Below are 24914 nucleotides of genomic sequence, written 5' to 3'. Positions count from 1 at the left end.
TCGGTTTTCCGTCACGCGACAGCATCAGGTTCATCAACGTCGTGATGTCGTTCAGCTGGGCGCCGCTGCAGTCTGCCGATGGCGCTGTGATGAATGCGTCGCTGCGGCGATGCCGCGGGTACCTGCGTTGGCCGCTGCATGGACCACCGCCCCGGCAGGGACGGTGGCCCGGGGGCTCACTTCACCTTGGCGTAGGTGCCCTTCAGCGCCACGCCGGCCAGGATCGCGCCCGCGTAGCATTCGTAGTTGGCGGTGCTCTTGAACTCGTTCTTCTTGTAGTAGCTGACGATGTCGACCACGGCATTGGCACCGCGCGACTTTGCCCCATCCTGCAGCGCGCGCAGCGCCGACAGCGCCACCCAGCGGCAGGCTTCGGCATCGCTCTTGTTGGCGGCGTTGGTCTTCTTGTTGGTCACGTCCTCGCCCAGGCGTTCCACTACGCTGACCCTTTCACCGGCCAGATAGAACTTCACGCTGCCGTCGATGCCCACGTTGCGGGCTTCAGCGGAATTGACCAGCTCATGCAGCGACTGCTCGACACGGGTTTCGCGGGCTTGGGCGGTACTGGCCAGGGCGAGCAGCGCGGTGGCGGCGATCAGGGCAAAACGACGCATTCAACTTTCTCCTTGTTGGGGGGATGCGAGGGGTCTACGGAACGGCCGGCCCCGCGACGCGGGCCGGAAACTGCGGTCAATCCTGCCAGCGGCGGAAGATCAACGAGGTGTTGATGCCGCCGAAGGCGAAGTTGTTGCTCATGACGTAGTCGGTCTGCAGGGCACGGCCGTCGCCATGGATGTAATCCAGCGCGCCGCAGCGGGGATCGACCTCGTGCAGGTTCAGGGTGGGGGCGAACCAGCCCTCGCGCATCATCTCGATGCTCAGCCAGGCCTCGAACGCGCCGCAGGCACCGAGCATGTGACCCACATAACTCTTGAGCGAGCTGATCGGCACGCCGGGGCCGAACACCTGGTGGGTGGCCTGGGTTTCGGCGATGTCGCCATGCTCGGTGGCGGTGCCGTGCGCGTTGACGTAACCGATCCGGTCGGCAGCCAGGTCGGCATCCTCCAGCGCCAGCCGCATGGCCTGCGCCATGGTCCCGGCGCTGGGCTGGGTGACGTGCTGGCCGTCGCTGTTGGTGCCGTAGCCGACCACTTCGGCCAGGATCGCGGCGCCGCGGGCCTGGGCATGCTCCAGCTCTTCCAGGATCAGCGTGCAGGCGCCCTCGCCCAGCACCAGGCCGTCGCGGTGGGCATCGAACGGACTGGGCGTGGTCTGCGGCGCATCGTTGCGCACGCTGGTGGCGAACAGGGTGTCGAACACGGCGGCGGCGGTGGCGTCGAGCTGCTCGGCACCGCCGGTGACCATCACGGTCTGCTTGCCGCTGCGGATCGCTTCATAGCCCGAGCCCACGCCCTGGCTGCCCGAGGTGCAGGCGCTGGAGGTGGTGTAGACCCGCCCGGACAGGCCGAAGAACACGCCGATGTTCACCGGCGACGTGTGGCTCATCATCTTCAGGTAGGTGGTGGCGCTGATGCCTTCGGTGGTGTGCTCATGCAGCATCCGGCCGAACTCGGCGGTAGCCTCGTGGCTGCCCGAGGACGAGCCATAGGCCACGCCGGCCATGCCACTGCGCAGCACCGGATGGCCGAGCAGGCCGGCCGCCTCCAGCGCCAGCTCGGTGGCGCGCACCGACATCACCGCGACCTTGCCCATGCTGCGGGTGGTCTTGCGGTTGTAGTTGGCGGGCAGTTCGAAATCTTCCGCCGGTGCGGCCAGCCGCGTGTTGAGGCCATCGAAGACCTCCCACTCGGGGATGTAGCGCACCGCATTGGTCCTGGCCTGCAGGCGCGCACGGATGCTCGCCCAGTCCTGCCCGAGCGGGCTGATGGCAGCCGCGCCGGTGACCACCACGCGACGATCGGGGCGGGCCATCAGACCATCCCTCCGTTCACCGAGATCACCTGGCGGGTGATGTAGCCGGCCGATTCGGAGAGCAGGAACGAGACCGCGGCAGCGACCTCCTCCGGCTGGCCCAGGCGGTTGGCCGGGATCAGCTTGAGCGCGTGCTCGACCACTTCTTCATTGACCATCTCGGTCTCGATCAGCCCGGGGGCCACGCAGTTGACCGTGATCGCGCGGCTGGCCAGCTCCAGCGCCAGCGCCTTGGTGGCGCCGATGATGCCGGCCTTGGCCGCGCTGTAGTTGGTCTGGCCGCGGTTGCCGACCAGGCCGGAGACCGAGGACAAGGTGACGATGCGGCCGGGCTTGCGCCGGCGCACCAGCGGCATCACCAGCGGGTGCAGCACGTTGTAGAAGCTGTCCAGGTTGGTGTGGATGACCGCATCCCAATCCTCGGCCGGCATCGCCGGGAAGGCGCCATCGCGGGCGATGCCGGCATTGCAGACCACCCCGTAATACGTGCCGTGCGCGTCGATGTCCGCTTCCAGCGCGGTACGCGCGGCATCGCGGTCGCTCACGTCGAACATGAGCACCCGGGCCTGTCGGCCCAGCGCCTGGATCTCGGCCACCACGGCCTGTGCTTCCTCGATGCGGCTGCGGCAATGCACCACCACATCGAAGCCGTCGCGCGCGCAACGCAGCGCCACGGCACGGCCGATGCCCCGGCTGGCGCCGGTCACCAGCACGGTCAGATTCCCTGTCATGCCTCTCCACTCTCCAGATAGGCCATCGCGTCCGTGGGTTCAAACACGGAGACGTTGGCAACCGCCATTTCGATATCGCCCGCCAGGATCCGGCAGGCGAACATGCCCAGGCCATTCTCGCCCAACAACTCGCAGTTCGCCTCCACCCGCAGGCAGCTGCCGGCGGCAAAGAACGGCTGGTGGGCGGTGTACCGGCGGGTGCCAAGCAGGAAGCCGATCGACGGCGCGCGGCCGGCGTGGCGTGCGCGGCACCCGGCCCAGGCGGCGATCGCCTGCGCCATGTACTCCACCCCGACCCAGGCGGGCACGCCATCAGGCGTGCAGAACAGCCCCTGCGCGGGCACGTCCACCTCAACGGCGATGGACTCGTCCTGCCACGCCACCACGCGGTGGATCAGCCGCATGCTGTCGCGGTGCGGGAGCACCGCATCGATGTCATCGGGCAGCGGCATGCTCATCCTCGCGCCAGGGCCAGCACGGCGTTGCTGCCGCCGAAGGCGAACGAATGGCTGAGCACGTGCTGCAGCGGTTGCGCAGCGCGCGTGCCCGGTGCCACCAGGGCCAGCGCCGGCAAGGCGTCATCGGGCTGCCCGTCCCACCAGTGGGTGGGCAGCTGCTGGTCCGGGTTGTCGGCCAGGGTCATCCAGCACAGCGCCGCTTCGATCGCGCCCGAGGCGCCGAGCGTGTGCCCGGTCAGCGGCTTGGTCGAGCTGGCCGGCACCTGCGTGCCCAGCACCGCGGCGACCGCCTGGCTTTCCATCGCATCGTTGTGACCGGTGGCGGTGCCATGCAGGTTCACGTAGTCGATCTGCGCCGGCGCCAGCCCGGCCCGGTCCAGGGCCTGCTGCATGGCATCGATCGCGCCACGTCCCTGCGGATCCGGCGCGGACATGTGGTGGGCATCGGACGATTCGCCCCAGCCGGACAGGCGCACCGGGCCCGGCTCGCGGGTCATCAGGAACAGCGCGGCGCCTTCGCCGATGTTGATGCCGCTGCGGTTTACCGAGAAGGGATTGCAGCGCACCGCCGAGACCGACTCCAGCGCGCTGAACCCGGCCACGGTGAAGCGGCACATCGAATCCGCCCCGCCGGCGACCACCGCATCGACCACGCCGGCGCGCAGCAGGCGTGCGGCCGACATCAGCGCCTTGGCGCTGGACGAGCACGCGGTGGAGATCGTCCAGGCCGGGCCGGTGCTGCCGATCCGCTCACGCACGAAGCGCGCGGCGGTGCCCATTTCCTGCTGGGCGTAATGGAAATCCGCCGGCCACACGCCATCGCGGTGATAGGTGCGCAGTGCGTGCTCCGACTCGCCGATGCCCGAGGTGCTGGTACCGATGATCACCGCCACGCGCTCGGCACCAAAACGGGCGACGGCGGCATCGACGGCCTCGCGGATCTGGCCGAGCGCAGCGTCCAGCAGGCCGTTGTTGCGGCCGCGCAGGGCGACCGGCAGGTCGGCCAGGTCCGGCAGCGGCGCCTGCACTTCGCCCAGCGCCAGCGTGCGGCCGGGCAGGAGGGTGTCGTTGTCGTGCAGCCCGCCGGGCTGCGCCGCGAACAGGCCCTCGCGCACCTGGGCGCGGTCGGCCCCCAGTGCGCAGATCACCCCCAGCTCGTTCAGATAGACCGCGCTGCTGCTCACTCCTGGCCCTGCCCCATGTCCATTGATTCGATCACCAGTTCGTAGCCCTCGGCCAGGTTGCGCAGCCGCACGCGACCATCGGGCAATGTCTCGCGCACCAGCCAGGGTGTGCCGCCCTGGACCAGGCTGCGCACGCCGTCGGCTTCCTGCAGGCTCCAGCCGTCCGGCAGCGCGGCACGGATCGCCGCGGCGGGCCACAACGCGAACTGCAGGTCGTCGAGCACGCGCTCGCCGCGCACCTGCGGCGGCAGCCACGGGGCCCGGGTCTGTTCCAGATGCTGCCCGTCCCAGACGATGCGCACGCCGGTCTGGCCCATCGCCTGCACCGCCAGCCGCACCTGTTCGGCATCCACCTCCAGCAGGGCATCCAGCTCACGCTCGTGGCTGCCGAAGCGGAACTGCAGGCGCTGCTGCAGCTGCACCGGCTGCGGCAATGCCGAGGGCGCCAGCTGCAGCACGGGCAGCTGTACCAGCGGCGTGGGCATGCGGGTGCTGGCGCATGCGGCCAGCAGCAGGCTCAACAACAGGGTCAGGATCAGGCGCTGCACAGTTCCTCCAGCACGCGCAGGCGCCGGCCGCTGGCGTCGGCAACGTACGGATTGTTGGTATCCCAGGCATAGCCGGCCAGGATCGAGGAGATCATGCGGCGCACCTCCGGCTGCGGATCGGGATGGTAGATGATCTTCTGGAAGCCACCGGCGTACCAGGCCTCGACGAAACGCCGGAAGGTTTTCACCCCGGCGCGCAGCGGCACCGAGAAGTCCTGTTCCCAGTCCACCGTTTCACCGGCGTGCTCGCGGGCCAGGCAATCGCTGGCCAGCTGGGCCGATTTGAACGCGATGGTCACCCCCGAGGAAAACACCGGATCGAGGAACTCGCCGGCGTTGCCGAGCAGGGCATAGCCTTCGCCCCACAACGAGGAGACATTGGCCGAGTACCCGGTGATGGTGCGCACCGGCAGCACCGCCCATTCGGCGTTCCCGAGCAGGCGGGCCAGGTTCGGATCCTCACCGACGATGGCCTGCAGCTTCTCCAGATCGGTGCCCGGGTAGCGCGCGAAGAAGCTCGGCTCGGCCACCACGCCCAGCGAACAGCAACCGTTGGAGAACGGAATCGTCCAGTACCACACGTCCACGTGCTCGGGATGGGTGGTGATCAGGATCTTGTTGCGATCAAAGCCTGCGCCGGCCGGAATGTGGTCGCGCACATGGCAGAAGATCGCACCGCGCACCGGGAAATTCGACGGCGACTCCAGGTCCAGCAGGCGCGGCAGCAACCGGGCGAAGCCGCTGGCGTCGAGAATGAAACCGGCCTCGATGGTGTACTCGCTGCCATCGGGCCGGCGCACCTGCACCTGCGCCGGACGCCCGGGCTGCACGGACAGCACCTCGTCACCGAAGCGCAGCGTAGCGCCCATGCGCTCGGCACCGCGCGCCAGTACGTCATCGAAGTCGGCGCGCTGCACCTGGTAGGTGGTGCCCCAGCCCGGCGAGAACTTGTCGCGGAAATCAAACTCGGTGGTCGCCTCGCCGCGCACGAACGCCGCACCGTTCTTGTACTGGAACCCGGCCTGCACCACATCCTGCAGCAGCCCGGCCGCCTCGATGTATTCCATGCTCTGCGGCAGCAGGCTCTCGCCGATCGAGAACCGCGGAAACGCCTGGCGCTCCAGGATCAGCACCTGGCGCCCCTGCCGGCGCAGCATCGCCGCCGCCACGGAGCCGGCCGGGCCGGCGCCGATGACGAGGATTTCAGTACGTTCCACCTGCGGGTTCATCGATACATCCTTGATCAGATCATGAGAGGGAAACGCGGTCGCTCAGTGCGGTGCGTCGTGCGGTGGCGGGCGGAACAGCGGCGAGATCAGCCAGACCAGGCCGATGCCGAACAACAGGGTCAACCCGAAGGCGCGCAGCGCCGGCGTGGCCGACAGCCCGAGCAGGCCGAACGACAACCAGGTGCTGGCCGCGCCCACGCAGACCGCGAGCCAGGCACTGGCATCACCGCGGTGTTCGATCAGGAAGATGCCGTAGTCGATGCCCATGCCGAGCAGCAGCATCAGCGCGAGGACGTTGAACAGTTGCAGTGGCTGGCCGAACAGCCCCAGCAGCGCCAGTGTCAGTGCGCCGGCGATCAGGGTCGGGGCGAGCACGCGCCAGGCCTGGCCGCGGTAGCGCCAGAACAGCACCGCAAACACCAGTGCGATGCCGATCAGCAGCAGCCCGCTCATCAGCTTGCGGTAATGCTTGAGCAGCTGCGAGAAATCGGCGGTCCGGTCCACCCAGCGCACGCCATCGATGCCCTTGGCCTGTGCTTCCAGCAGCGCCAGCGCATCGGCACGCGAGAGGTCATCGACCATCACCACCGACGCCACGCCCTTCCCGACCGTGCCCAGCCACAGATGTCGGAACGGCATGGCTGCCGGCGAGGCAAGGAAGGCGTCGGCCTGCAGGTCCTGCGCAGCATAGGCCGGGCGCAGCAGTGGCTCACCCACCGCCGCACCGACCCGTGCCAGCACCTGCGGCTCGACCTTGGCGGTCAGGGCCGCATCGGCATGTTGGCGCTGCTGCGAGGGCAGCCAGTCGCTGATCGCCCGGTAGCCACCGATCTGCTTGCCCGCTTCCAGCACGCGCAGGCGATCGATCAGTGCCTCTTCGCGCTCCAGCACCTGCTCGGCGGTATCGCCCTGGACCAGATAGAACTGCGCCGGGCTGGGCATGCCCAGCATCTGGCTGATGCGGATCTGCTGGGCGATCAGGTCCGGCGGCGATGACTGCAGGCTGCGCAGGTCGTCATTGGTCTGCAGACGGGCGATGCCGATCGCCGAGAGCACCGTCACCACGCCCAGGAACATCGCCGCCTTGCGCCCGTGCAGGCGCGGCCAGCGCTCCAGCGTGGCGCCCAGCCAGCGGGCGAAGCCGGTACGACGGATTTCGCCGCCATCCAGCCACGGGAACCAGAAGATCACGGTCAGGAAGGCGGCGGCCAGGCCGACCACCGAGAACAGCGCCATCTGGCGCAGCCCCGGGAACGGCGCCAGGCCCAGCGCGAGATAGGCCAGTGCGCTGGTCAACAGCGCCAGCCACAGGCCAGGCAGCAGGTGCCGCAGCAGCTTCCAGCGGCGGTCCGCCGGTTCGGCCTGGCGCGAGGCGAACCAGTGGATGCCGTAATCCTCGGCCACGCCCACCAGCGAGGCACCGAACACCAGCGTCAACACATGCACCTTGCCGAACACCAGCACCGTCACCGCCAGCGCGACGCCACAGCCGATCAGCAGCGAGGCGGCCACCAGCAGGATCGGGCGCAGCGAACGGAACGCCAGCCATACCAGCAGCAGTACCGCGGCCAGCGACCCCCAGCCGATCGTATTGATTTCCCAGTTGGCCTGCACGGCCGCGGCTTCCGCATGCAGCGGGACGCCGGCACGCAGCACTTCCAGACCCGGCGCCTGCTTCATGGCGGCCTCGGCGGCGGTGTCCAGCAGCAGGTCGATATGGCGCTCGCCATCGAGCTGGAACGCCGAGCCGACCGTGTCGTACTGCACGATCGACCAATGCTTTCCATCGGCTTCCAGCAGGCCGTCATCGCCCATCTGCAGGCCCGAACCCAGCGCGCGCTCCTGCCACCACTGCGGCCACAGCGAGAGCGGATCCTGGCGCCACTCGGTCAGGCGCGGCGCGCCCATCGGGCCGTACAGCGCCGCCAGTGCCGATTCGGCCAGGCCATCGGTGGGTTCGTTCTGCAGCCGCTCGCGCTGTGCACTGGTCAGCAGGCGGTCGCGATACGGTGCGTAGAACGCCCGTGCCTGATCGAACCAGCCCTCGATCGAGCCGCTTTCCTGGAGCAGCGGGGCAGCGCCCCGCTCCACCTTGATGGCATCGCGGAATGCGGCCTCGGCCGCCTTGGTCTGCGCCGCATCGGTACTGCCCAGCAACACCACGATCTGGCGCGCGTTGGCATCGGCGATACGGCGGGTGACATCGGACAGCAGGCGGTCGTGCGCATCCTGCGGCAACAGCGCGAGGATGTCGGTATCGATCCGCGATTCGCTCTTCCACAACTGCCATTGCTGCACGCCCAGGCCGATCAGCACCAGCAGCCAGGCAATGGCCAGCCAGCGCCAGAGGCGCTGCAGGCGGCCGTTGGACGTCAGCACGTCATTCAAACTTGCGGCCCTCGTCGGCGCTCAACGCCGCCGGCGTATCGCTCATGCCGGCAAAGTGGATGCGGGTGACATCCTGGTTGGCCTCGTTGATCTGCACCTCGCGCACGTAGCGGTCACCGCTCAGAGTGAGCTGCGCAAACACCTTGCCGAGCATGGCCGAGCGCGGGGTCAGCTGCATCTTCCACGCGTTGCCGGGCAGCACTTCCACCTTGACCGTGAACTGCGCCGACAGCGCCTGCGCATCGCCACTCATCAGCGCGAACATGATCGCGTTGACCGAGCGCATCGCCGGCTGCTGGCGGCCATCCAGTTCGACCCGGCTGCTGCCATCGCTTTGCCGGCTCAGGATGCGGTCGCGGGTGACCACCACCTCGGAGGGGAACGGCTTGAGCGTGGTCCAGACCACCCCGTGGTCCTGGGCCAGCACGAAGCGACCCTGCGAGCGCAGCGGGTTCTTGAACCCGGCGACCTGTTTCTCCTGGGTGAACTCGCCGCGCAGCACGTCGACCTTCGCCACGCGCTGCTTGACTGCCTCCACATCGGTGGCGGCGAACGCCGGGGCGACCATGGCCAGCATCAGCAGCACGCACAGCATGCGCAGGAAACGGTTCATTGCGGTTGCACTCCAAGACGCTCCCACAGCACCGGCGGGCACAGGTAGAGCATTTCATTGGTGGCCGCGTCGACCGCGACCTGGATGGTATGGGCGCGGGTCAGCGTGGTACCGCTGTCCGCATCCACGATTTCATAGGCGATCTTCAGGCGGTTTTCCCACTCGGTGATCGTGGCGCGCACGCGCAGTGCCTGGCCGTACAGCAGCGGGCGGATGTACTTCACCCGCGCATCGACCACCGGCCACAGGTAACCGGAATCGCGCATCTGCGGGTAGTCGTAGTCATGGCGCTGCAGCAGGGCGCAACGCGCGATCTCGAAGTACTTGAAATAGTTGCCGTGCCAGACCACCTGCATCGCATCGCAGTCATGGAAGGCCGGCGACAGCGCGACCTCGAAGCTCAGATCATTCGTGGACATACAGCTCCCAGCGCTGTGCGCGGATATCGTCCAGCAGGGCGCGCAGCTCACCATCCAGCGCGCGATCCTCCTCGATCAGGGCGATGCGCTCGGACAGGTCCTGGTACATCGCGGCCAGATCGCCGTGCAGCGTGGCCTTCATGCCGACGCGCTCACGCAGCGCCACGCCTTGGCGGGCGGTGATCAGCAGCGCCGCCACGACCTGCTCGGTCAGCTCGATCACACGCAGGCAGTCGCGCGCGGCGATGGTGCCCATGCTGACCTTGTCCTGGTTGTGGCATTCGGTGGAACGCGAGAACACCGAGGCCGGCATGGTCTGCTTGAGCGCTTCGGCGGTCCACGCCGAGACACTGATCTGCAGCGCCTTCAGACCATGGTTGATCGCCGCGCGCTCACCGGTGGCGGCCGACAGGTTGGCCGGCAGGCCATGGTTGAAGCGTGCATCCACCACCAGCGCCATCTGCCGGTCGAGCAGGTCGGCCAGATTGGCGATGGTGTTCTTCAGCGCGTCCATCGCGAAGGCGATGTGGCCGCCGTAGAAGTGGCCACCATGCAGGATGCGCTCGCCCTCGACATCGATCAGCGGGTTGTCGTTGGCGCTGTTGAGTTCGGTTTCGATCAGCTGGCGGAAGAACGGCAGGGCGTCCTGCACCACCCCGATCACGTGCGGGGCGCAGCGCAGCGAGTAACGGTCCTGCAGGCGCTGTTCGTTGCGCGGCGGCCGGTCGCTGTGCAGGTCCTGGCGCAGGCGCGCGGCGATCCGGGTCTGCCCCGGGTGCGGCTTGGCAGCGAACAGCATTTCATCGAAATGATGGGCGTTGCCGTCACTGGCCAGCACGTTGAAGGCGGTCAGGCGCGTGGCCAGCCTGGTCAGGTAGTCGGCGCGGTCGTACGCCAGGCAGGCCAGCGCCGTCATCACGGCGGTGCCGTTCATGATCGCCAGGCCTTCCTTGGGGCGCAGCCGCAGCGGCGCCATGCCGATCTCGGCCAGCACCTCGGCCGCCGGGCGGCGCGACCCCTGGTACATCACCTCGCGCTCGCCGCAAAGCACCGCGGCCACGTAGGACAGCGGGGTGAGGTCGCCGCTGGCCCCGACCGAGCCTTCGGCCGGGATCAGCGGCAGCACGTCATGCCGCAGCAGCGTGGCCAGGCCCTGCAACAGCGGGTGGCTGACCCCGGACATGCCGCGCACCAGCGAAGCCAGGCGCGCGGCGATCACCGCACGGGTTTCCTGCGGGTCCAGGAAACGCCCCAGGCCACAGCCGTGGTAGGTGAACAGGTGGTGCGGCAGTTCGGCCACCAGCGCCGGCGGAATGTTCACCGTGCACGAATCGCCGTAGCCGGTGGTCACCCCGTAGATGACGCCGTCTTCGCGCAGCAGGCGATCGAGGAAGTCCGCGCCGCGCTGGATGTGCGCGGTGAACGCGGCATCGTCGGTGACCACGGCCTGGGCCTGGCGCTGTGACAGCGCGACCACGTCTTCGATGGTCAGCGGCGCATCGCCGAAGCGGACGGAGGGTGCCTGATCGGCCTTACTTGCCATGAGATGCCTGATCCCAGAAGGGGAAGAAATTGAACCAGTCCAAGGGTGCCTGGGTGACCTGAACTTCCAGCCACCGGGCGAAATGTTCCGCCTGCGCGGTCAGCGCGGCGTCACGCGAACCGCGCGGCAATACGATGCGGTCGGTGAACTGTTCAAAGCGCACCTGGTAGCCGCGGCCGTGATGCAGGCAGGCCATGGTGTAGACCGGGCACGCCAGCGCCGCGGCCAGTACATAGGCGCCGATCGGGAACTGAGCGGTGTGGCCGAGGAACGGGGCCGGCACGGTGCGCCCGCCACGCAGCGGCACGCGGTCGCCGACGATGGCCACGAAACCACCCGCCTCGACCCGGCGCTGCAGCTCGACCGCGGTGGCCGGGCCCATGTCGGTGACCTGCAGCAGCTCCACCGAGGCCAGCGGATCGAGCCGCTGCATCAGGCGGTTGAAGCGCTGCGCGTGCGCGGTGTGGACCAGCACGGTGATGTGGAAGCCCGGCACCCGCTCGGCCAATACCTGGCACAGCTCCAGGCAGCCGATGTGCGCGGTGAGGATCAGCCCGCCTTCGCGGCGCGCGATCTTGTCCAGCACCAGGTCGCGCTGCAGATGGATGTGCTCGGGCGGATAGCGGCCGCCCAGGCCGAGCAGCTTGTCCAGCATGGTGTCGGCAAACAGCGCGAAGTGCTTCAGGCTCTGCCAGCGCCCGGGTGCCGAGGGGAACACGCCGGTATGGGCCTGCAGGCGCTCCAGGTACTGCAGCGACGATTCGCGCGCGACCCGGTTGCTCAACCAGTGGCAGAGCACCACCGGGTACACGCACAGCCGGAACGGCCAGCGGCCGAACCAGCGGTGCACCCAGCACAGGAACAGCACGCCGGCGGCCGAGGTGGACTCGCCGATGTCGGCCCAGTGCGGGGCACTGCCGGGGGCGGGCGTGGTCATGCGCCGGGCCCTGCGATGCGCTGCCACAGCAGCCGCGGCGCGCGCCACAGCATTCCGACGAACAGGCGCGCGTGCATGCGGCTGATGCGCACGTTGTCGCGCCACACATCGAAGTGCGAGACGCCATCGCTGGGATAGGTGACGGCGGTCGGCACACTGATCACCTTCACCCCACGCCAGAACAGCCGCACCAGGATTTCACTGTCGAAATCCATGCGCCGGCCAATGGTTTCCTCGCCCATCAGGCGGATCACCGGGGCCAGTGGATACAGGCGGAAGCCACACATCGAGTCGCGGATCTGCAGCGACAGCGTGTTGATCCAGACCCAGATATGCGTGGCGTAGCGGCCGTACAGGCGTGCCTTGGGCACGCTGGCGTCATAGCGCGGGATACCACAGATCACCGCCTCCGGCTGCGCCTGCGACAGCGCGACAAAACGGGGGATATCGGCGGTCTCGTGCTGGCCGTCGGCATCGATCTGCAGCACGTGGCTGTAGCCCAGGCGCGCGGCTTCGGCAAAGCCGGCCAGCATCGCGCCACCCTTGCCCTGGTTCACCGCCAGCCGCAGCAGCGTCACCTGCGGTGCGTGCTCGCGGGCCAGCGCATCAAGCACCTGCGCGCACTCACGGTGCGAGCCATCGTCGACCAGCAGGCACGGCTGCCGACTGGCCAGCACGCCCTGCACCACCGCACCGATCGCATGCGCGTGGTCGTACACCGGGATCACCACCAGCGGGGCGAAGGCCGATCTGCTCATGCCGTTACCGGGGTCATCACGCATCACCAAACACCACCCGGCCGCTGGCGTGCACCCCATGGACGGAGACGTAGCGGAAGCTCATCGCCGACCTGGCCGCATCCCAGCCCAGGCTCAGCTGCAGGCAGTCGCCCGGGCGGGCCACGTGCTGGAACTTGACCGCGTCCATGCGCAGGAACTGCGGCGGCATCGTGAATGCGCTGCGGCCGTAGTGGATCGCCCAGTCCAGCTGGACCACGCCGGGCAGGATCCTGGCCTGCGGGAAGTGCCCGTCGAATGCGACCAGGTCCGGATCCAGCACGAACTGCAGCGAGGCGCTGGTGGCATCGCGCTGCTGCCACTCGGGGGTCGGCATCAGCGGCCGGAACAGGGCCGCCAGTGCCGCGGCAGTAACCTTGCCCTGCGCGTTGAGCGGCAGTTCGTCGATGAAACGCCAGCGGCGCGGCCGGGTCACGGCATCGTGGCTTTGGGCCAGATGCGCGCCGAGCTGCTGCGCCTGGCGGCGGCGCTGTGCATCGTCCCAGTTCGCGGCGCCCGCCGCCTGCGGCACCACCACGGCGGCCAGCTGTTCGCGCGCGCCCGGCAGCACCAGCACGCGCACGTCCTGCACCGCCGGGTGCGCACGCAGCTGCTGTTCGAGGGCGTCCAGCGAGACGCGGCGCTCTTCGATCTTGACGATGCGGTCGGCGCGGCCGAGCAGCCGGAAGCTGTGGCCGTCATCGGCGACGGCGCGGTCCTGGGTCAGCCACCAGTCGTCGTTGTCCAGGTGCGGCGAACGCACCGCCAGGCAACCTTCCTCGATCCGCCAGGCAAAGCCCGGCAACGGATGCCACTGCGGCTGGGCGGCACTCCAGCGCCGCCAGGCCACGCCACCGGTCTCGCTGCTGCCGAAGACCTCGGTCGGGGCCACGCCCATCAGGGCGCGGACCTGCAGCGCCGCCTCGGTCGGCAGCGGGCCGCCGGAGGAGAACACCGCACGCAGCTGGCCGCCCAGCGAGGACCAGTCCAGCTGTTCGGGCAACCGTTTGAGGTGGGCCGGGGTGGCCACCAGCACCGACGGCTGGCCGCCCAGCGCGCTGACCAGATCCTCATGGAAAAACCGGCGCGGCTGGATCGCGCGGCCGGCCACCAGCGGCCACAGCACGCGGAACAGCAGGCCGTAGATGTGCTGGTGCGAGACCGTGCCCTGCACCTGCGCGCCGTCCATCTGCTCGCCGAAGGCGGCCTGCAACGCATCCACCTCGCGGGTCAGCTGGCGCATGCGTTTGACGATCGCGCTCGGCGCACCGGTGCTGCCGGAGGTGAACACCACCAGTGCCAGTGCGGCTTCATCCAGCGGTTGCAGCACGACGGCGGGATCGACCTCCGGATCCGGCTGCAGCGACGCATAGCGCGACGGCACGTCACCCGCAAAACCGGCCACGCGCGGGCTCAATCCTTCCAGCGTGGCCGGCAGGTTGTCGCCCCCGAGGAACACACGCTTGCCGGCATGCCACGCCCCCAACAGGGCGGCGGCGAAGGTGAGCGTGTCATCGAAATACAGCGCCCAGTCGGTGCCGGGCGCGCGTGCGAAGGCCTGCTGCCAGCGCAGCACCTGCGTGCGGAACTGCGGATGGTCCACCACGGTGTCGCCGGCGATGCCGACGATGCGGCCCGGGCGCGGCACCAGCGCCAACCGGTCCAGTGCGATCCACTCAGCCATGCGCATGCGCCGCCTTGACCCGTCGCCGGACCAGCCATTCCCCACCAAACAGAGCACCCATCATCACGTACGCCAACAATCCGTTGTAGAACGCCCAGACCTGGTTGGACGCCCACAGCGCCGTGGCCAGGGCCAGACTTCCGTTGAGAACAAAGAAGCCGCACCAGATCCAGGTGACGCGGCGGGTATAGATCACGGCGAACGGCGGCAGGTCCGGCTCGCTCAGCCGCGCCAGGCGCTCCACCGCGCTGGGGCCGAAACGCAGGCTGGTAGCGAAGATCACCAGCATCACCGCATTCACCAGCGCCGGGTACAGCTTCAGCGGCAGCGCCTGGTTGAAGGCCGTGGCGACCAGGGCGAGCACGCCGGTACCGAGCGCGGCCACCCACCACACCGCCTGGCGGGTGGTCAGCGCGCGCAGCGCGGCCAGGGTGAACAGCAGCAGCGACAACCAGCGCGGCTCGAACCGGCCCAGCGACAGGTACACCACCAGCGGGTATGCCAGCGACAGCAACGCAAACGCCGCGACGCGTACCCGGACCATGGTCAGTCTTCAGCGATGGCCGTCAGGCGGCCGCTTGACCGGGCAACAGCCCGTGCACCACATCCACGATGTCCTGCACGGTACGCACCTGCTTGAACGCTTCCGGTTGCAGATTGCGGCCGAGCAGCGGCTTGAGCTGCACGATCAGGTCGACCGCGTCGATGCTGTCGATGTCCAGGTCGTCGTACAGCCGCGCGGCAGGCGTGATGCGGCTCGGCTCGATCTCAAAGCTGTCCTTGAGGATCTTGACGATGCGCTCGAAAAGTTCGTTCTTGGTCATGGGTAAATCCTGACGCGCCGTTAGGACGGCTGGCGTGCGGCGACAAACTCGCTCAGGGCACGCACGCTGGAGAAATGGCGACGGGTCTCTTCCGAATCGGCTGACAGACTGACACCGTACTTTTTCTGCAGGGCCAATCCAAGTTCCAGCGCGTCGATCGAATCCAGGCCCAGCCCCTCGACAAACAGGGGGGCGGCGGAATCGATGTCTTCGGGAGTGATGTCTTCCAGTGAAAGCGATGAAATGATCAATTCCTTGATCTCGTGCTCAAGTGCCTGCACGGGTCGGGTCTCCAGCGAAGTCGAAGTAATGGGCAAGATGATCGGTCACACGCCTGGCCGCCAAGGCATCCCCCCTGGGCGCATCGCCGGTCTCGTTCAGAAACGGGGCGATCGGGAGATCCTCCCCGACTTCCAGCTGAACGTGAAATCGCCGTGATGGCACACGATACCATTTCTGGCCCTTGGTCAGGGTCGGCGGGGTGCAGGTGATCCGCACCGGGGTGATGTCCAGCCGGCCCCGCACTGCGATGTTGGCCGCGCCACGCTGCAGGCGCAGCGGCTGCCCGGGCACGGTGCGGGTCCCTTCCGGGAAGATCACCAGGTTGCCGCCGGCCTGGACCGCGGCGATGCAGTCGTCCACCAGCCCGGCCCCATCATCATTGGAGACATAACCGGCGGCACGGACCGGGCCGCGCATGAACGGGTTGCGGGCCACGGCCTGCTTGACCACGCAGTCGGCATTGGGCAGCTGGGCGATCAGCAGCACCACATCGATCAGGGTCGGATGGTTGGCCAGGATCAGCAGGCCGTTGCGCTGCAGGCGCTCGCCCCCGCGGATCTCGTAGGTCATCAGCCCCAGCCGGCGCATCAGGCCGACGTGGGTGGCGAAACCGGCCTGGACCAGGCGCCGCGCCAGCACGCGCCGGCGTACCGGGTCGCGGACCAGCAACAGGGACAGGAACAGCATCCCGCCCAGGACCAGCCCGCCGATCCCGAAGGCGGCAAAGCTCAGCCCCGTGCCCAGCACCCGCCAGGCACGGTTGATCCGGGCCGGCCAGCGCTCAGCCATGGCGTTGCCAGCTCCAGTGCTGGCCGTCGGCCTCCAGGCCCAGCGAAGGCGACCCCGCCAGCAGGAAGCGCAGCGCTTCAAGGCCATGCGGCAGACCGTCGGAGGGACGATCCTCGCCGCCGGCACCCCAGCCCAGCGACAGTCGGGTGCCCGGGCCGCTGGCCGGCCCGAGCCGCCAGCACCACGCGAAGAAAGGGTCGGGCTCGTCGGCGAAGCCGGCATAGATCGGCGGCAGTGGCGATTCGTACACCACCAGCCGCACCTCCGGCGCACCATCGGCGAGCAGCCCGAAGGCCTCCACGCAGGCCGTTTCCACCGTGGCCCGGCCGGCCGCGAGGGCCAGATAGTTGCCCCGCTGGCCGCGGGCGATCGAGTACAGCGCGGCGATCGCGTTGTGCACCGACAGGCCGAAGCCGGTCGGCGACATCGGCTGGTCCGCACTCAGGGTGTTGAGCAGCTCCATCGACCGGGCCACGTCGCCGTGCCGCGAGGCGAACACCAGCGGCACCCGGCCACCGTCGTCGGGCTGCTCGCACCAGCAGGCGGTCTGGATCGCCATGCGTCCGAGCCGCTCGATGCGACGTCGCTGCATGGCGGGCACTTCGGACAACGCGGGGGTGTCCTCACCGGTGGGCAGCCAGGGGGCCTTCGCCCACGCCTGCCACTGCGCGTGGGTGGTGATGCCCGGCGCCCACGCCGCCCAATCGATTACAGAAAACTCAATCATTCCCGCCAACATGATGGATGGGTACCAGGAGAAGGCCGTCGACATCGCCTGGCACCGGTGGCGGCGCCGGGAAAGGAGCGCACGCTATCATGACACTCTCGGCACTGGCTGCATTCACATTCTGAAATGAGCAACACGATCGACAACGCAACGGCCCCGGCAGTCGCTTCCCCTTCCTCCGGACCCGCGTTGTTCCGTGTCGCGTACGTCCCGGCCACGCAGCGCGAGGCGGCACTGGCCGACCCGCGCACACTGGCCGTGTTCGGCTTCGGCCTTCCCCGCGCCACGCTGGACGACCCGCGCTGGCTGCAGGTGCCGCTGGCCGAACAGGGCCCGGCGCAGATCGAGGTCTGGCGCGGCGGCACGCCGGTCGAACACGGGGTCACCGACGGGGTGCGCTGGTCGCACAACGACAGCCTGCTGTTCGGGGTGCTGGAGATCGAGGAGACCGACAGCGATATCGAATCGGCTGCGGCCGAGGCCTACGCGCGGATGAGCGCGTTCCTGTCGCGGTGCGGCTATCCGCACCTGCTGCGGACCTGGAACTATCTTGATGCCGTGACCGAGGGCGAGGGTGACCAGGAACGTTATCGGCGCTTCTGCGTGGGCCGCGTCCGTGGCCTGCGCGAGCTGGACGAGGCCGCGCTCCCGGCCGCGACCTGCATCGGCCGTTTCGATGGCGAGCGCCGCCTGCAGGTGTATTGGCTGGCCGCGCGTGAACCGGGCCAGCCGCTGGAGAATCCGCGCCAGGTGAGCGCGTTCCGGTATCCGCGCCAGTACGGGCCGCAGTCGCCCAGTTTTTCGCGTGCGCTGCTGCCGCCGCTGGCGACGGGCCTGCCGCTGCTGCAGTCGGGGACGGCGGCGATCGTGGGCCATGTGTCGCAGCACACGGGGGCGGTGGATGAGCAGTTGCGCGAGACGCTGACGAATCTGCAGAGCCTGGTGGATACGGCGCGCGGCCAGCGGCCGTCGTTGTCACCGGTACTGGGTTCGGGCTCGGTGCTCAAGGTGTATGTGCGCCGGGCGGAGGATATGGGCCCGGTGGCGGCGCAGATGGCGGCGCTGCCGACGGCACCGCCGTTCGTGGTGCTGCACGCGGAGGTGTGCCGCGCAGAGCTGCTGGTGGAGATCGAGGGGCTGCACGGCTGAGCCAAAAGCCTTGGTTTTCCGGTCGTACCAGGGCTGGGTCGGCGTGGGTGGGGTGTCGGGACCCGCTGCAAGTACGTCCATGTAAGCTCATGTGTTGCCATCCATGGCAACACATGGTCCCGCCACCCCACCCACACCGTCCCTTCGACAGTTGGCTGGTGCGCATGGGTAACATCAAAAGCAGACGGTGCCCGATCGGTTGCCTGACACTTTTTCTTGATGAGTAAGGCGATCTCTCGCTGTGGCTGTGGCTGTGGCTGTGGCTCTGGTAGAGCCGACCACTGGTCGGCTGCTCTTGAATTGGCTGCCCTTGACCCTTCTTTTACGGCTGGCTTCTTCCAACCGACGAGGCAGACTCTGCCGGGCGAGGGCGGTCAGACCCTGCCGGGACCGTTGGAGCGGCATGGATGCCGCTCACGAGCCCCCATGGATGGGTTTACGGCGCGTCCGGGCAGGGTCTGACCGCCCTCGCCCACACGGAACCGGGAATAGCCACCGCGCTTTTCTCAGTGATACCCCACATCCGCCCGAACCTTGCCGCGGAACACCCGGTACGACCACGCCGTATAGCCCAGGATCACCGGCAGCAGGATCACCAGCCCGACCAGGCTGAAGCTCAGCGACGAGGCCGGCGCGGCCGCCTGCCACAACGTCATGCTGGGGGGCAGCAGGTACGGCCACATGCCCAGCACCAGGCCGATGAAGCCCAGCACGAACAGGCCCAGCGTCAACAGGAACGGCGGCAGATCGCGCTTGGGGTGCATCGCGCTGCGCCACAGCGCCGTGGCGACCGCCAAGGTCAGCAACGGCACCGGCGAGAGCCACCAGAAGTTGCCATCGCTGAACCAGCGCGCCATCAGGCGCGAATCCAGGAACGGCAGCCACGCGCTGACCAGGCCCATGAACACGATCACGGCGACCACCAGCGGGCGGGTCAAGGTGCGCGCGAAGGTCTGCTCGCGGCCTTCGGTCTTGAGGATCAGCCAGGTGCTGCCCAGCAGCGCGTAACCGAACACCACGGCAGCGCCGGTCAGCATCGAGAACGGGCTGAACCAGCTGAAGGCGCCGCCCACGTAACGGCCATCCACGACCTGAAGGCCCTGCACGAGCGCGCCAAGGATCACGCCCTGCGCGAACGCGGCCAGCAGCGAACCCAGGCCGAACGCCACGCTCCACAGCTTGCGCGAGCGGTGTGCCTTGAAGCGGAATTCGAAGGCCACGCCGCGGAACACCAGCGCCACCACCAGCAGCAGCACCGGCAGGTACAGCGCGGACAGCAGCGCGGCGTACGCCTTCGGGAAGGCCGCCATCAACCCGGCCCCGCCCAGCACCAGCCAGGTTTCGTTGCCGTCCCAGATCGGCGCGGCGGTATTCATCATGATGTCGAGCTGTTCTTCATCCTCGGCCATCGGCGCCAGGATGCCGATGCCGAGCACGAAGCCATCCAGCACCACGTACATCAGCACGCCGAAGCCGATCACCGCGAACCATGCCACGGGCAACCAGGTGGTCATCTCCATCTCAGCGCTCCTCCAGCGGTTCATCGGCACCGGACAGCGGCCGCGCCGGGGTGTGGCTGCCGGCATCCAGCTTCGGTGCCGGCTCATGCGGCTTGGGACCGGTGCGGATGATCTTCACCAGGTACCAGATGCCCCAGCCGAACACGAACGCATAGCCCACGATGTACACACCGAGCGACAACGCCGTCATCCACGCACTCTGCGGGCCGACTGCATCGGCCGTGCGCAGCACGCCATAGACCACCCACGGTTGCCGGCCCATCTCGGTCACGAACCAGCCGGAAATCAGCGCGATGAAGCCGCTGGGCAGCATCCAGTTCCAGCCGCGGATCAACCAGCGCGACTGCAACAGTTTGCCGCGCCACCACTGGAACGCCGAGACCCAGGCCAGCAGCAGCATCAGCGTGCCCAGCCCGACCATCACCCGGAACGCGAAGAACACCGGCACCACCGGCGGCCGATCGCTGGCAGGCACCGAGGTCAGCGGATCGAAGGTGCCGTCCAGCGAATGGGTGAGGATCAGGCTGCCCAGGCGCGGAATCGCGATCTCGTAGTCATTGCGCTCGGCCTTCTCGTTGGGCACGGCGAACACCACCAGCGGCACGCCCTTGCCCTCGCCTTCGGAATGCCAGTGCGCTTCCACCGCCGCGATCTTCATCGGCTGGTGCTTCAACGTGTTCAGGCCATGCATGTCGCCGACGAAGATCTGTACCGGCACCGTCAGCGCGGCGAAGCCCACCGCGGCCAGCAGCATCTTGCGGCCGGCTTCGCGGTGCACGTCCCTGCGCAGGTACCACGCCCCCACGCCGCCGATCACGAAGCACGTGGTGATGAACGAGCCCAGCGCCATGTGCGCCAGGCGGTAGGGGAAGGACGGATTGAACACCACGTGCCACCAGTTCTGCGGGTGCACGATGCCGTCGATGATGTCGTAGCCGGCCGGCGTCTGCAGCCAACTGTTGGAGGACAGGATCCAGAACGTGGAGACCAGCGTGCCCAGCGCCACCATGCAGGTGGAGAAGAAATGCAGCCGCGGCGAGACCTTGCCCCAGCCGAACATCATCACGCCCAGGAAGCTGGCTTCCAGGAAGAACGCGGTGAGCACTTCATAGGTGAGCAGCGGCCCGATCACGGTACCGGCGACCTCGCTCAGCCGCGGCCAGTTGGTCCCGAACTGGAAGGCCATGACGATGCCGCTGACCACGCCCATGCCGAAGGACACGGCGAAGATCTTCTGCCAGAAGAAATACAGCTCGCGCCAGACCGGATTGCCGGTGCGCAGCCAGCGCGATTCGACAAAGGCCAGCCAGCTGGCCGTGCCGATCGTGAAGGCCGGGAACAGCACGTGGAAACTGATGACGAACCCGAACTGGATCCGGGACAACAACAACGCGTCCAAGAGACGCCTCCGACTGGCTTCTGGAATCCGCACCAGTCTGGGCCTGTATCCGTGAAAGGCACATGCGACCCGGTGACGCGCTGCTTCACTTTGTCGCAGGTGGGTCGGGCGCTGGGCCCCCATACCCTTGGAGGCGAAATAAAGGGGGAGGGGGCGGCCGCAGGCCGACGCCGGAGGACATTCGCCGGAAAGGGTATGGGGGCCCAGCGCCCGACCCACCGGCCGTCGCTCATGAGCGCACGCCCATGACCTGTGGCCCCTTCCCGCGGCCCTTGCGGCTGCTACGCTTGGCGGGTTTTCCTCATTGGTGCCGCCCGCAATGCCCAGAACGCTGCCTTTGTCCCTGCTGCTGCTCGCCGCCCTTGGCGGCGCTGCCCATGCGGCGCCGACGCCGATCACCATCGAGCAGGCCATGGCCGACCCGGACTGGATCGGCCCCCCGGTCGAAAGCGCGTGGTGGTCCTGGAACAGCCAGCAGGTCGAGTACCAGCTCAAGCGCACCGGCAGCCCGGTGCGCGATACCTTCCGCCAGCCGGTCGCCGGTGGCGTAGCTGCGCAGGTCGGCGATGACCAGCGTGGCACCCTGGAGGTGGACAGCCCGGTCTACGACAGCGCGCGCCAGCGCTCGGCGTTCGTGCGCAATGGCGATGTATTCGTGCGTGACCTGCGCAGTGGCGCGCTGACCCAGCTGACCCGCAGCACCGAAAAGTCCGGCGCGGTCAATTTCGCCCGCGATGGCGGCGTGATCTGGCGTACCGGCCAGAACTGGTTCCATTGGACCGCCGCCGCCGGCGTGCAGCAGGTGGCCAGCCTGAAGGCCGAGAAGAACCCGGACGATGCGCCCAAGGCCGACACCCTGCGTGAGCAGCAGCTGCGCACCCTGGCCACGCTGCGCAACGACCGCGCCCAGCGCGAGGCGCTCAAGGCGCAGGAAGCCAGCTGGCGCCGTGCCGACGGCACCCGTGCACCGGGCCCGGTGTATCTGGGCGCCGACGTGGAGATCGTCGACAGCGTGCTCTCGCCTGATGCGCGCACCCTGATCGTGGTCACCAAGCCGAAGAGCTTCGATGAAGGCCGCGGCGGCAAGATGCCCAAGTACGTCACCGAATCGGGTTACGAAGAATTCGAAGACACCCGCACTCGCGTCGGCCGCAACGATCCCGAGCCGAACGCGCTGTGGCTGGTCGATGCCGTCGCCGGCACGGTCAAGCCGCTGTCGCTGGACGGCCTGCCGGGCATCGCCACCGACCCGCTGGCCGCGCTGCGCAAGGCCGCCGGCAAGGACGCGCTGAAGGGCAACCGCCCGGTGGAAGTGCTGGGCGGCCCCGGCGCGCCCGGCATCCGCTGGAGCGCCGATGGCCAGCAGGCCGCGATCATGCTGCGCGCCAATGACAACAAGGACCGCTGGATCGCCAGCGTGACCCCGGCCAGCGCCAAGCTGGAGACGCGTCATCGCTTGACCGACAGCGCCTGGATCAACTGGAGCTTCAACGATTTCGGCTGGTCCAACGACAACCGTACGCTGTGGCTGCTGTCCGAAGAATCCGGCTACTCGCACCTGTACACCCAGCAGGGCACGGCCAAGCCGCAGGCGCTGACCGGTGGCAAGTGGGAAACCTCGATGCCGGTGCCCAGCGCCGATGGCCGTGGCTTCTACTTCCTGTGCAACCAGCAGTCGCCGGGCGATTACGAAGTGTGCGCGGTCGATACCGCCAGCAAGCAGGTGCGTGAGCTGACCGCGCTCAACGGTGTCGAGGACTTCTCGCTCTCCCCGGACGGCCAGCAGCTGCTGGTGCGTTACTCCGGTGCCTACCTGCCGACCCAGCTGGCCGTGGTGCCCGCCGCCGGTGGCCAGGCCAAGGTGCTGACCGACACCCGCACCGCCGAGTTCAAGGCGCGCGAGTGGATCCAGCCCAAGCTGGTGCAGGTGCCGTCCAAGCACGGTGCCGGTGTGGTCTGGGCCAAGTACTACGGCCCGGACACCTTCGAGCCGGGCAAGCAGTACCCGATCGCCATGTTCGTGCACGGCGCCGGTTACCTGCAGAACGTGCACCAGCAGTACCCGGCCTACTTCCGCGAGCAGATGTTCCACAACCTGCTGGTGCAGAAGGGCTACGTGGTGCTGGACATGGATTACCGCGGCAGCGCCGGCTACGGCCGCGACTGGCGCACGGCGATCTACCGCAACATGGGCCACCCGGAACTGGAAGACTACAAGGACGGCCTGGACTGGCTGGTCCAGACCAAGCAGGGCGACCGTGACCACGCCGGCATCTACGGCGGTTCCTACGGCGGCTTCATGACCTTCATGGCGCTGTTCCGCTCGCCGGGCACGTTCAAGGCCGGCGCCGCGCTGCGCCCGGTGGTCGACTGGCACCAGTACAACCACGGCTACACCGCCAACATCCTCAACACCCCGGACATCGACCCGGAGGCGTACCGCAAATCGTCGCCGATCGAATACGCCGACGGCCTGCAGGACCACCTGCTGATCGCGCACGGGATGATGGATGACAACGTGTTCTTCCAGGACTCGGTCAACCTCACCCAGAAGCTGATCGAGCTGCACAAGGACAACTGGTCGATCGCGCCGTACCCGCTGGAACGCCACGGCTATGTGCGTGCCGATTCCTGGCTGGACCAGTACAAGCGCATCCTCAAGCTGTTCGAAGAGAACCTGAAGTAAGCCAGCGATGACGTCGGTGCCCACTGACGTGCAGCACGCCGCGGCGACGATCGATATCGTCGTCGCGGTCGTTTTCGATGCCGGTGGCCACGTGCTGGTGGTGCGCAAACAGGGCTCAGCGACCTTCATCCAGCCGGGTGGCAAGCCCGAGCCGGGCGAGGCACCGCTGGCCGCCCTGGCGCGTGAGCTGGACGAAGAACTCGGCGTCACCCTGGTGGCCGGAAGCGCCGTGGCGCTGGGCTGCTTCGAGGCGTGGGCGGTGCACGAAACCGGGCACCGCGTACGGGCCCATGCGTTCCTGGTCACGATCACCGGGACGCCGCGGCCACAGGCGGAAATCGCCGAACTGGCCTGGGTGCCGCTGCGCCCGCCGCATGGGCGGCGCTTGGCACCGTTGAGCGCAGACCATATCCTGCCCGCGGCCGCGAACGCGGTGGCGGCGACCTAGACGTTGCGGCCTGCCCAACCAGGACACCGGATGTCAGCGTCGCTTCCCCCGCAATTGCCTTCCTCCATGCCCCGCCCCAGCGGGGATGGCGCCCCTGCCTTTCTCGCCCCCCTGCTCAAGTCCGTGCTGCTGGTCTGCCTGGCCTCGGCCGCGATGTGGGCCGTCCTGGCCCTGGTTGCCATTCCATTGTCGGGCGCGGAGGCGCTGCAGGCGCTGCTGGCCGATGAGGAGTTGCACTGGCTGCCCGGCTCGCTGCGCTGGCTGCTGACCCACCCGGTGCTCGCCAACGTGCTGCTGTGCGTGTCCAGCCTGCTGGGCAGTGCGGCGTGCTGGGGGATGCTGCGTCGCTGGCGCTGGGCATGGGCACTGTTCATCGTGCTGCTGGCGGTCACCGCCGTGCTCAACCTGATCGCCGCGTGGTTGCTGGACGATGCGTTCGGCCACCTGCTGGCGCAGATACCCGACGACACGATGTCGATTGAACTGCTCAAGCTGCGCAGTGAACTGCGCGTGCAGCGCGTGATCTGCAGCGGCCTTGCCGGCATGACCGCGCTGGCCTTCGCGGTGCTGCAGGGCTGGCTGATCGTGCGCCTGTGCGCGGCCGATGTGCGTGCCCTGTTCCGCCGCTGACATTTCCCCCGCAGCGCC

The 24914-nt window shown here is 68.3% G+C and carries 25 protein-coding genes; 4 read left to right on the top strand and 21 right to left on the bottom strand.

Features of this window, described 5'->3' with window-relative positions; all coding sequences use genetic code 11:
* Nucleotides 1-176: 176 nt before the first annotated feature.
* From POS15_RS18420 to POS15_RS18330, 19 genes are all read right to left on the bottom strand, one after another.
* Nucleotides 177-614, bottom strand: a complete 438-nt coding sequence (locus tag POS15_RS18420; RefSeq protein ID WP_019185481.1) for a hypothetical protein — start codon at nt 612-614, stop codon at nt 177-179.
* A gap of 76 nt (nt 615-690) precedes the next feature.
* Nucleotides 691-1932 (bottom strand): beta-ketoacyl-ACP synthase, encoded by a 1242-nt coding sequence (locus POS15_RS18415; protein ID WP_019185482.1) that lies wholly within the window; start codon nt 1930-1932, stop codon nt 691-693.
* Nucleotides 1932-2663, bottom strand: a complete 732-nt coding sequence (gene fabG / locus POS15_RS18410) for a 3-oxoacyl-ACP reductase FabG (RefSeq protein WP_284128624.1) — start codon at nt 2661-2663, stop codon at nt 1932-1934. Before fabG ends, POS15_RS18415 begins: the two co-directional genes overlap by 1 nt.
* Nucleotides 2660-3121 carry a hypothetical protein gene (locus POS15_RS18405; RefSeq protein WP_019185484.1) on the bottom strand — a complete coding sequence of 154 codons (462 nt, stop codon included), beginning with the start codon at nt 3119-3121 and terminating at the stop codon, nt 2660-2662. The genes fabG and POS15_RS18405 overlap by 4 nt, the downstream gene beginning before the upstream one ends.
* Entirely contained in the window at nt 3118-4305 is a 1188-nt protein-coding gene (locus POS15_RS18400) for a beta-ketoacyl-[acyl-carrier-protein] synthase family protein (RefSeq protein ID WP_046272610.1), read from the bottom strand. Before POS15_RS18400 ends, POS15_RS18405 begins: the two co-directional genes overlap by 4 nt.
* Nucleotides 4302-4853, bottom strand: a complete 552-nt coding sequence (locus tag POS15_RS18395; RefSeq protein WP_284128623.1) for a DUF3261 domain-containing protein — start codon at nt 4851-4853, stop codon at nt 4302-4304. Before POS15_RS18395 ends, POS15_RS18400 begins: the two co-directional genes overlap by 4 nt.
* Entirely contained in the window at nt 4841-6082 is a 1242-nt protein-coding gene (locus POS15_RS18390) for an NAD(P)/FAD-dependent oxidoreductase (RefSeq protein WP_019185487.1), read from the bottom strand. Before POS15_RS18390 ends, POS15_RS18395 begins: the two co-directional genes overlap by 13 nt.
* 42 nt (nt 6083-6124) lie before the next feature.
* Entirely contained in the window at nt 6125-8470 is a 2346-nt protein-coding gene (locus tag POS15_RS18385) for an MMPL family transporter (RefSeq protein WP_284128622.1), read from the bottom strand.
* On the bottom strand, nt 8463-9083 hold the full coding sequence (locus POS15_RS18380) for an outer membrane lipoprotein carrier protein LolA (protein WP_019185489.1): 621 nt from the start codon (nt 9081-9083) through the stop codon (nt 8463-8465). The genes POS15_RS18385 and POS15_RS18380 overlap by 8 nt, the downstream gene beginning before the upstream one ends.
* Nucleotides 9080-9502, bottom strand: coding sequence for a thioesterase family protein (locus tag POS15_RS18375; protein ID WP_046272607.1), 423 nt, complete (start codon nt 9500-9502; stop codon nt 9080-9082). The genes POS15_RS18380 and POS15_RS18375 overlap by 4 nt, the downstream gene beginning before the upstream one ends.
* Entirely contained in the window at nt 9489-11045 is a 1557-nt protein-coding gene (locus tag POS15_RS18370) for an aromatic amino acid ammonia-lyase (protein WP_046272606.1), read from the bottom strand. Before POS15_RS18370 ends, POS15_RS18375 begins: the two co-directional genes overlap by 14 nt.
* Entirely contained in the window at nt 11035-11982 is a 948-nt protein-coding gene (locus POS15_RS18365; protein WP_019185492.1) for an acyltransferase, read from the bottom strand. Before POS15_RS18365 ends, POS15_RS18370 begins: the two co-directional genes overlap by 11 nt.
* The gene (locus tag POS15_RS18360) at nt 11979-12764 is read right to left on the bottom strand and encodes a glycosyltransferase family 2 protein (protein WP_046272605.1); all 786 of its coding nucleotides are present in this window, start codon (nt 12762-12764) and stop codon (nt 11979-11981) included. Before POS15_RS18360 ends, POS15_RS18365 begins: the two co-directional genes overlap by 4 nt.
* Nucleotides 12757-14442: an AMP-binding protein gene (locus POS15_RS18355; RefSeq protein ID WP_284128621.1), complete on the bottom strand. Its 1686-nt coding sequence runs from the start codon at nt 14440-14442 to the stop codon at nt 12757-12759. The genes POS15_RS18360 and POS15_RS18355 overlap by 8 nt, the downstream gene beginning before the upstream one ends.
* Nucleotides 14435-14986, bottom strand: a complete 552-nt coding sequence (locus POS15_RS18350) for a membrane protein (RefSeq protein WP_019185495.1) — start codon at nt 14984-14986, stop codon at nt 14435-14437. Before POS15_RS18350 ends, POS15_RS18355 begins: the two co-directional genes overlap by 8 nt.
* Nucleotides 14987-15008: 22 nt before the next feature.
* Nucleotides 15009-15266, bottom strand: coding sequence for an acyl carrier protein (locus POS15_RS18345; protein ID WP_019185496.1), 258 nt, complete (start codon nt 15264-15266; stop codon nt 15009-15011).
* Between the two features lie 20 nt (nt 15267-15286).
* On the bottom strand, nt 15287-15547 hold the full coding sequence (locus tag POS15_RS18340) for a phosphopantetheine-binding protein (RefSeq protein ID WP_019185497.1): 261 nt from the start codon (nt 15545-15547) through the stop codon (nt 15287-15289).
* Nucleotides 15534-16337 carry a lysophospholipid acyltransferase family protein gene (locus POS15_RS18335; protein ID WP_019185498.1) on the bottom strand — a complete coding sequence of 268 codons (804 nt, stop codon included), beginning with the start codon at nt 16335-16337 and terminating at the stop codon, nt 15534-15536. The genes POS15_RS18340 and POS15_RS18335 overlap by 14 nt, the downstream gene beginning before the upstream one ends.
* A complete protein-coding gene (locus POS15_RS18330) occupies nt 16330-17064 on the bottom strand; it encodes a beta-ketoacyl synthase chain length factor (RefSeq protein ID WP_019185499.1) in 735 nt (244 codons plus the stop codon). The genes POS15_RS18335 and POS15_RS18330 overlap by 8 nt, the downstream gene beginning before the upstream one ends.
* Before the next feature lie 126 nt (nt 17065-17190).
* On the opposite strand from POS15_RS18330, the gene POS15_RS18325 reads away from it, so the two are divergent.
* On the top strand, nt 17191-18213 hold the full coding sequence (locus POS15_RS18325; protein ID WP_284128620.1) for a pteridine-dependent deoxygenase: 1023 nt from the start codon (nt 17191-17193) through the stop codon (nt 18211-18213).
* Nucleotides 18214-18719: 506 nt separating this feature from the next.
* On the opposite strand, the gene cydB is transcribed toward POS15_RS18325, so the two are convergent.
* Nucleotides 18720-19733 (bottom strand): cytochrome d ubiquinol oxidase subunit II, encoded by a 1014-nt coding sequence (gene cydB / locus POS15_RS18320; protein WP_019185501.1) that lies wholly within the window; start codon nt 19731-19733, stop codon nt 18720-18722.
* A gap of 1 nt (nt 19734) precedes the next feature.
* Nucleotides 19735-21132: a cytochrome ubiquinol oxidase subunit I gene (locus POS15_RS18315; protein WP_019185502.1), complete on the bottom strand. Its 1398-nt coding sequence runs from the start codon at nt 21130-21132 to the stop codon at nt 19735-19737.
* 319 nt (nt 21133-21451) lie between these two features.
* On the opposite strand from POS15_RS18315, the gene POS15_RS18310 reads away from it, so the two are divergent.
* The 3 genes from POS15_RS18310 (at nt 21452) to POS15_RS18300 (ending at nt 24896) form a co-directional block, all read left to right on the top strand.
* Complete coding sequence (locus POS15_RS18310) at nt 21452-23818, top strand: S9 family peptidase (protein ID WP_026070164.1); 2367 nt, start codon at nt 21452-21454, stop codon at nt 23816-23818.
* Between the two features lie 28 nt (nt 23819-23846).
* A complete protein-coding gene (locus tag POS15_RS18305; RefSeq protein ID WP_026070163.1) occupies nt 23847-24266 on the top strand; it encodes an NUDIX domain-containing protein in 420 nt (139 codons plus the stop codon).
* Nucleotides 24267-24332: 66 nt separating this feature from the next.
* Nucleotides 24333-24896: a hypothetical protein gene (locus tag POS15_RS18300; RefSeq protein ID WP_026070162.1), complete on the top strand. Its 564-nt coding sequence runs from the start codon at nt 24333-24335 to the stop codon at nt 24894-24896.
* The last annotated feature ends 18 nt before the right edge of the window (nt 24897-24914 follow it).

Origin of the sequence: Stenotrophomonas sp. BIO128-Bstrain (genome assembly GCF_030128875.1) — a bacterium.
In the GTDB taxonomy this organism is placed as follows: domain Bacteria; phylum Pseudomonadota; class Gammaproteobacteria; order Xanthomonadales; family Xanthomonadaceae; genus Stenotrophomonas; species Stenotrophomonas bentonitica_A.
The sequence above is the reverse complement of the archived record's forward strand: the minus strand, read 5'-3'. Positions and strand labels throughout refer to the sequence as shown.

Bases quoted from the DNA above. Each gene is read 5' to 3' on its own strand.
- POS15_RS18420 (WP_019185481.1), bottom strand. From the start codon at position 614: ATGCGTCGTTTTGCCCTGATCGCCGCCACCGCGCTGCTCGCCCTGGCC.
- POS15_RS18415 (WP_019185482.1), bottom strand. From the start codon at position 1,932: ATGGCCCGCCCCGATCGTCGCGTGGTGGTCACCGGCGCGGCTGCCATC.
- fabG (WP_284128624.1), bottom strand. From the start codon at position 2,663: ATGACAGGGAATCTGACCGTGCTGGTGACCGGCGCCAGCCGGGGCATC.
- POS15_RS18405 (WP_019185484.1), bottom strand. From the start codon at position 3,121: ATGAGCATGCCGCTGCCCGATGACATCGATGCGGTGCTCCCGCACCGC.
- POS15_RS18390 (WP_019185487.1), bottom strand. From the start codon at position 6,082: ATGAACCCGCAGGTGGAACGTACTGAAATCCTCGTCATCGGCGCCGGC.
- POS15_RS18380 (WP_019185489.1), bottom strand. From the start codon at position 9,083: ATGAACCGTTTCCTGCGCATGCTGTGCGTGCTGCTGATGCTGGCCATG.
- POS15_RS18375 (WP_046272607.1), bottom strand. From the start codon at position 9,502: ATGTCCACGAATGATCTGAGCTTCGAGGTCGCGCTGTCGCCGGCCTTC.
- POS15_RS18370 (WP_046272606.1), bottom strand. From the start codon at position 11,045: ATGGCAAGTAAGGCCGATCAGGCACCCTCCGTCCGCTTCGGCGATGCG.
- POS15_RS18365 (WP_019185492.1), bottom strand. From the start codon at position 11,982: ATGACCACGCCCGCCCCCGGCAGTGCCCCGCACTGGGCCGACATCGGC.
- POS15_RS18360 (WP_046272605.1), bottom strand. From the start codon at position 12,764: ATGCGTGATGACCCCGGTAACGGCATGAGCAGATCGGCCTTCGCCCCG.
- POS15_RS18355 (WP_284128621.1), bottom strand. From the start codon at position 14,442: ATGGCTGAGTGGATCGCACTGGACCGGTTGGCGCTGGTGCCGCGCCCG.
- POS15_RS18350 (WP_019185495.1), bottom strand. From the start codon at position 14,986: ATGGTCCGGGTACGCGTCGCGGCGTTTGCGTTGCTGTCGCTGGCATAC.
- POS15_RS18345 (WP_019185496.1), bottom strand. From the start codon at position 15,266: ATGACCAAGAACGAACTTTTCGAGCGCATCGTCAAGATCCTCAAGGAC.
- POS15_RS18335 (WP_019185498.1), bottom strand. From the start codon at position 16,337: ATGGCTGAGCGCTGGCCGGCCCGGATCAACCGTGCCTGGCGGGTGCTG.
- POS15_RS18330 (WP_019185499.1), bottom strand. From the start codon at position 17,064: ATGATTGAGTTTTCTGTAATCGATTGGGCGGCGTGGGCGCCGGGCATC.
- POS15_RS18325 (WP_284128620.1), top strand. From the start codon at position 17,191: ATGAGCAACACGATCGACAACGCAACGGCCCCGGCAGTCGCTTCCCCT.
- cydB (WP_019185501.1), bottom strand. From the start codon at position 19,733: ATGGAGATGACCACCTGGTTGCCCGTGGCATGGTTCGCGGTGATCGGC.
- POS15_RS18310 (WP_026070164.1), top strand. From the start codon at position 21,452: ATGCCCAGAACGCTGCCTTTGTCCCTGCTGCTGCTCGCCGCCCTTGGC.
- POS15_RS18300 (WP_026070162.1), top strand. From the start codon at position 24,333: ATGCCCCGCCCCAGCGGGGATGGCGCCCCTGCCTTTCTCGCCCCCCTG.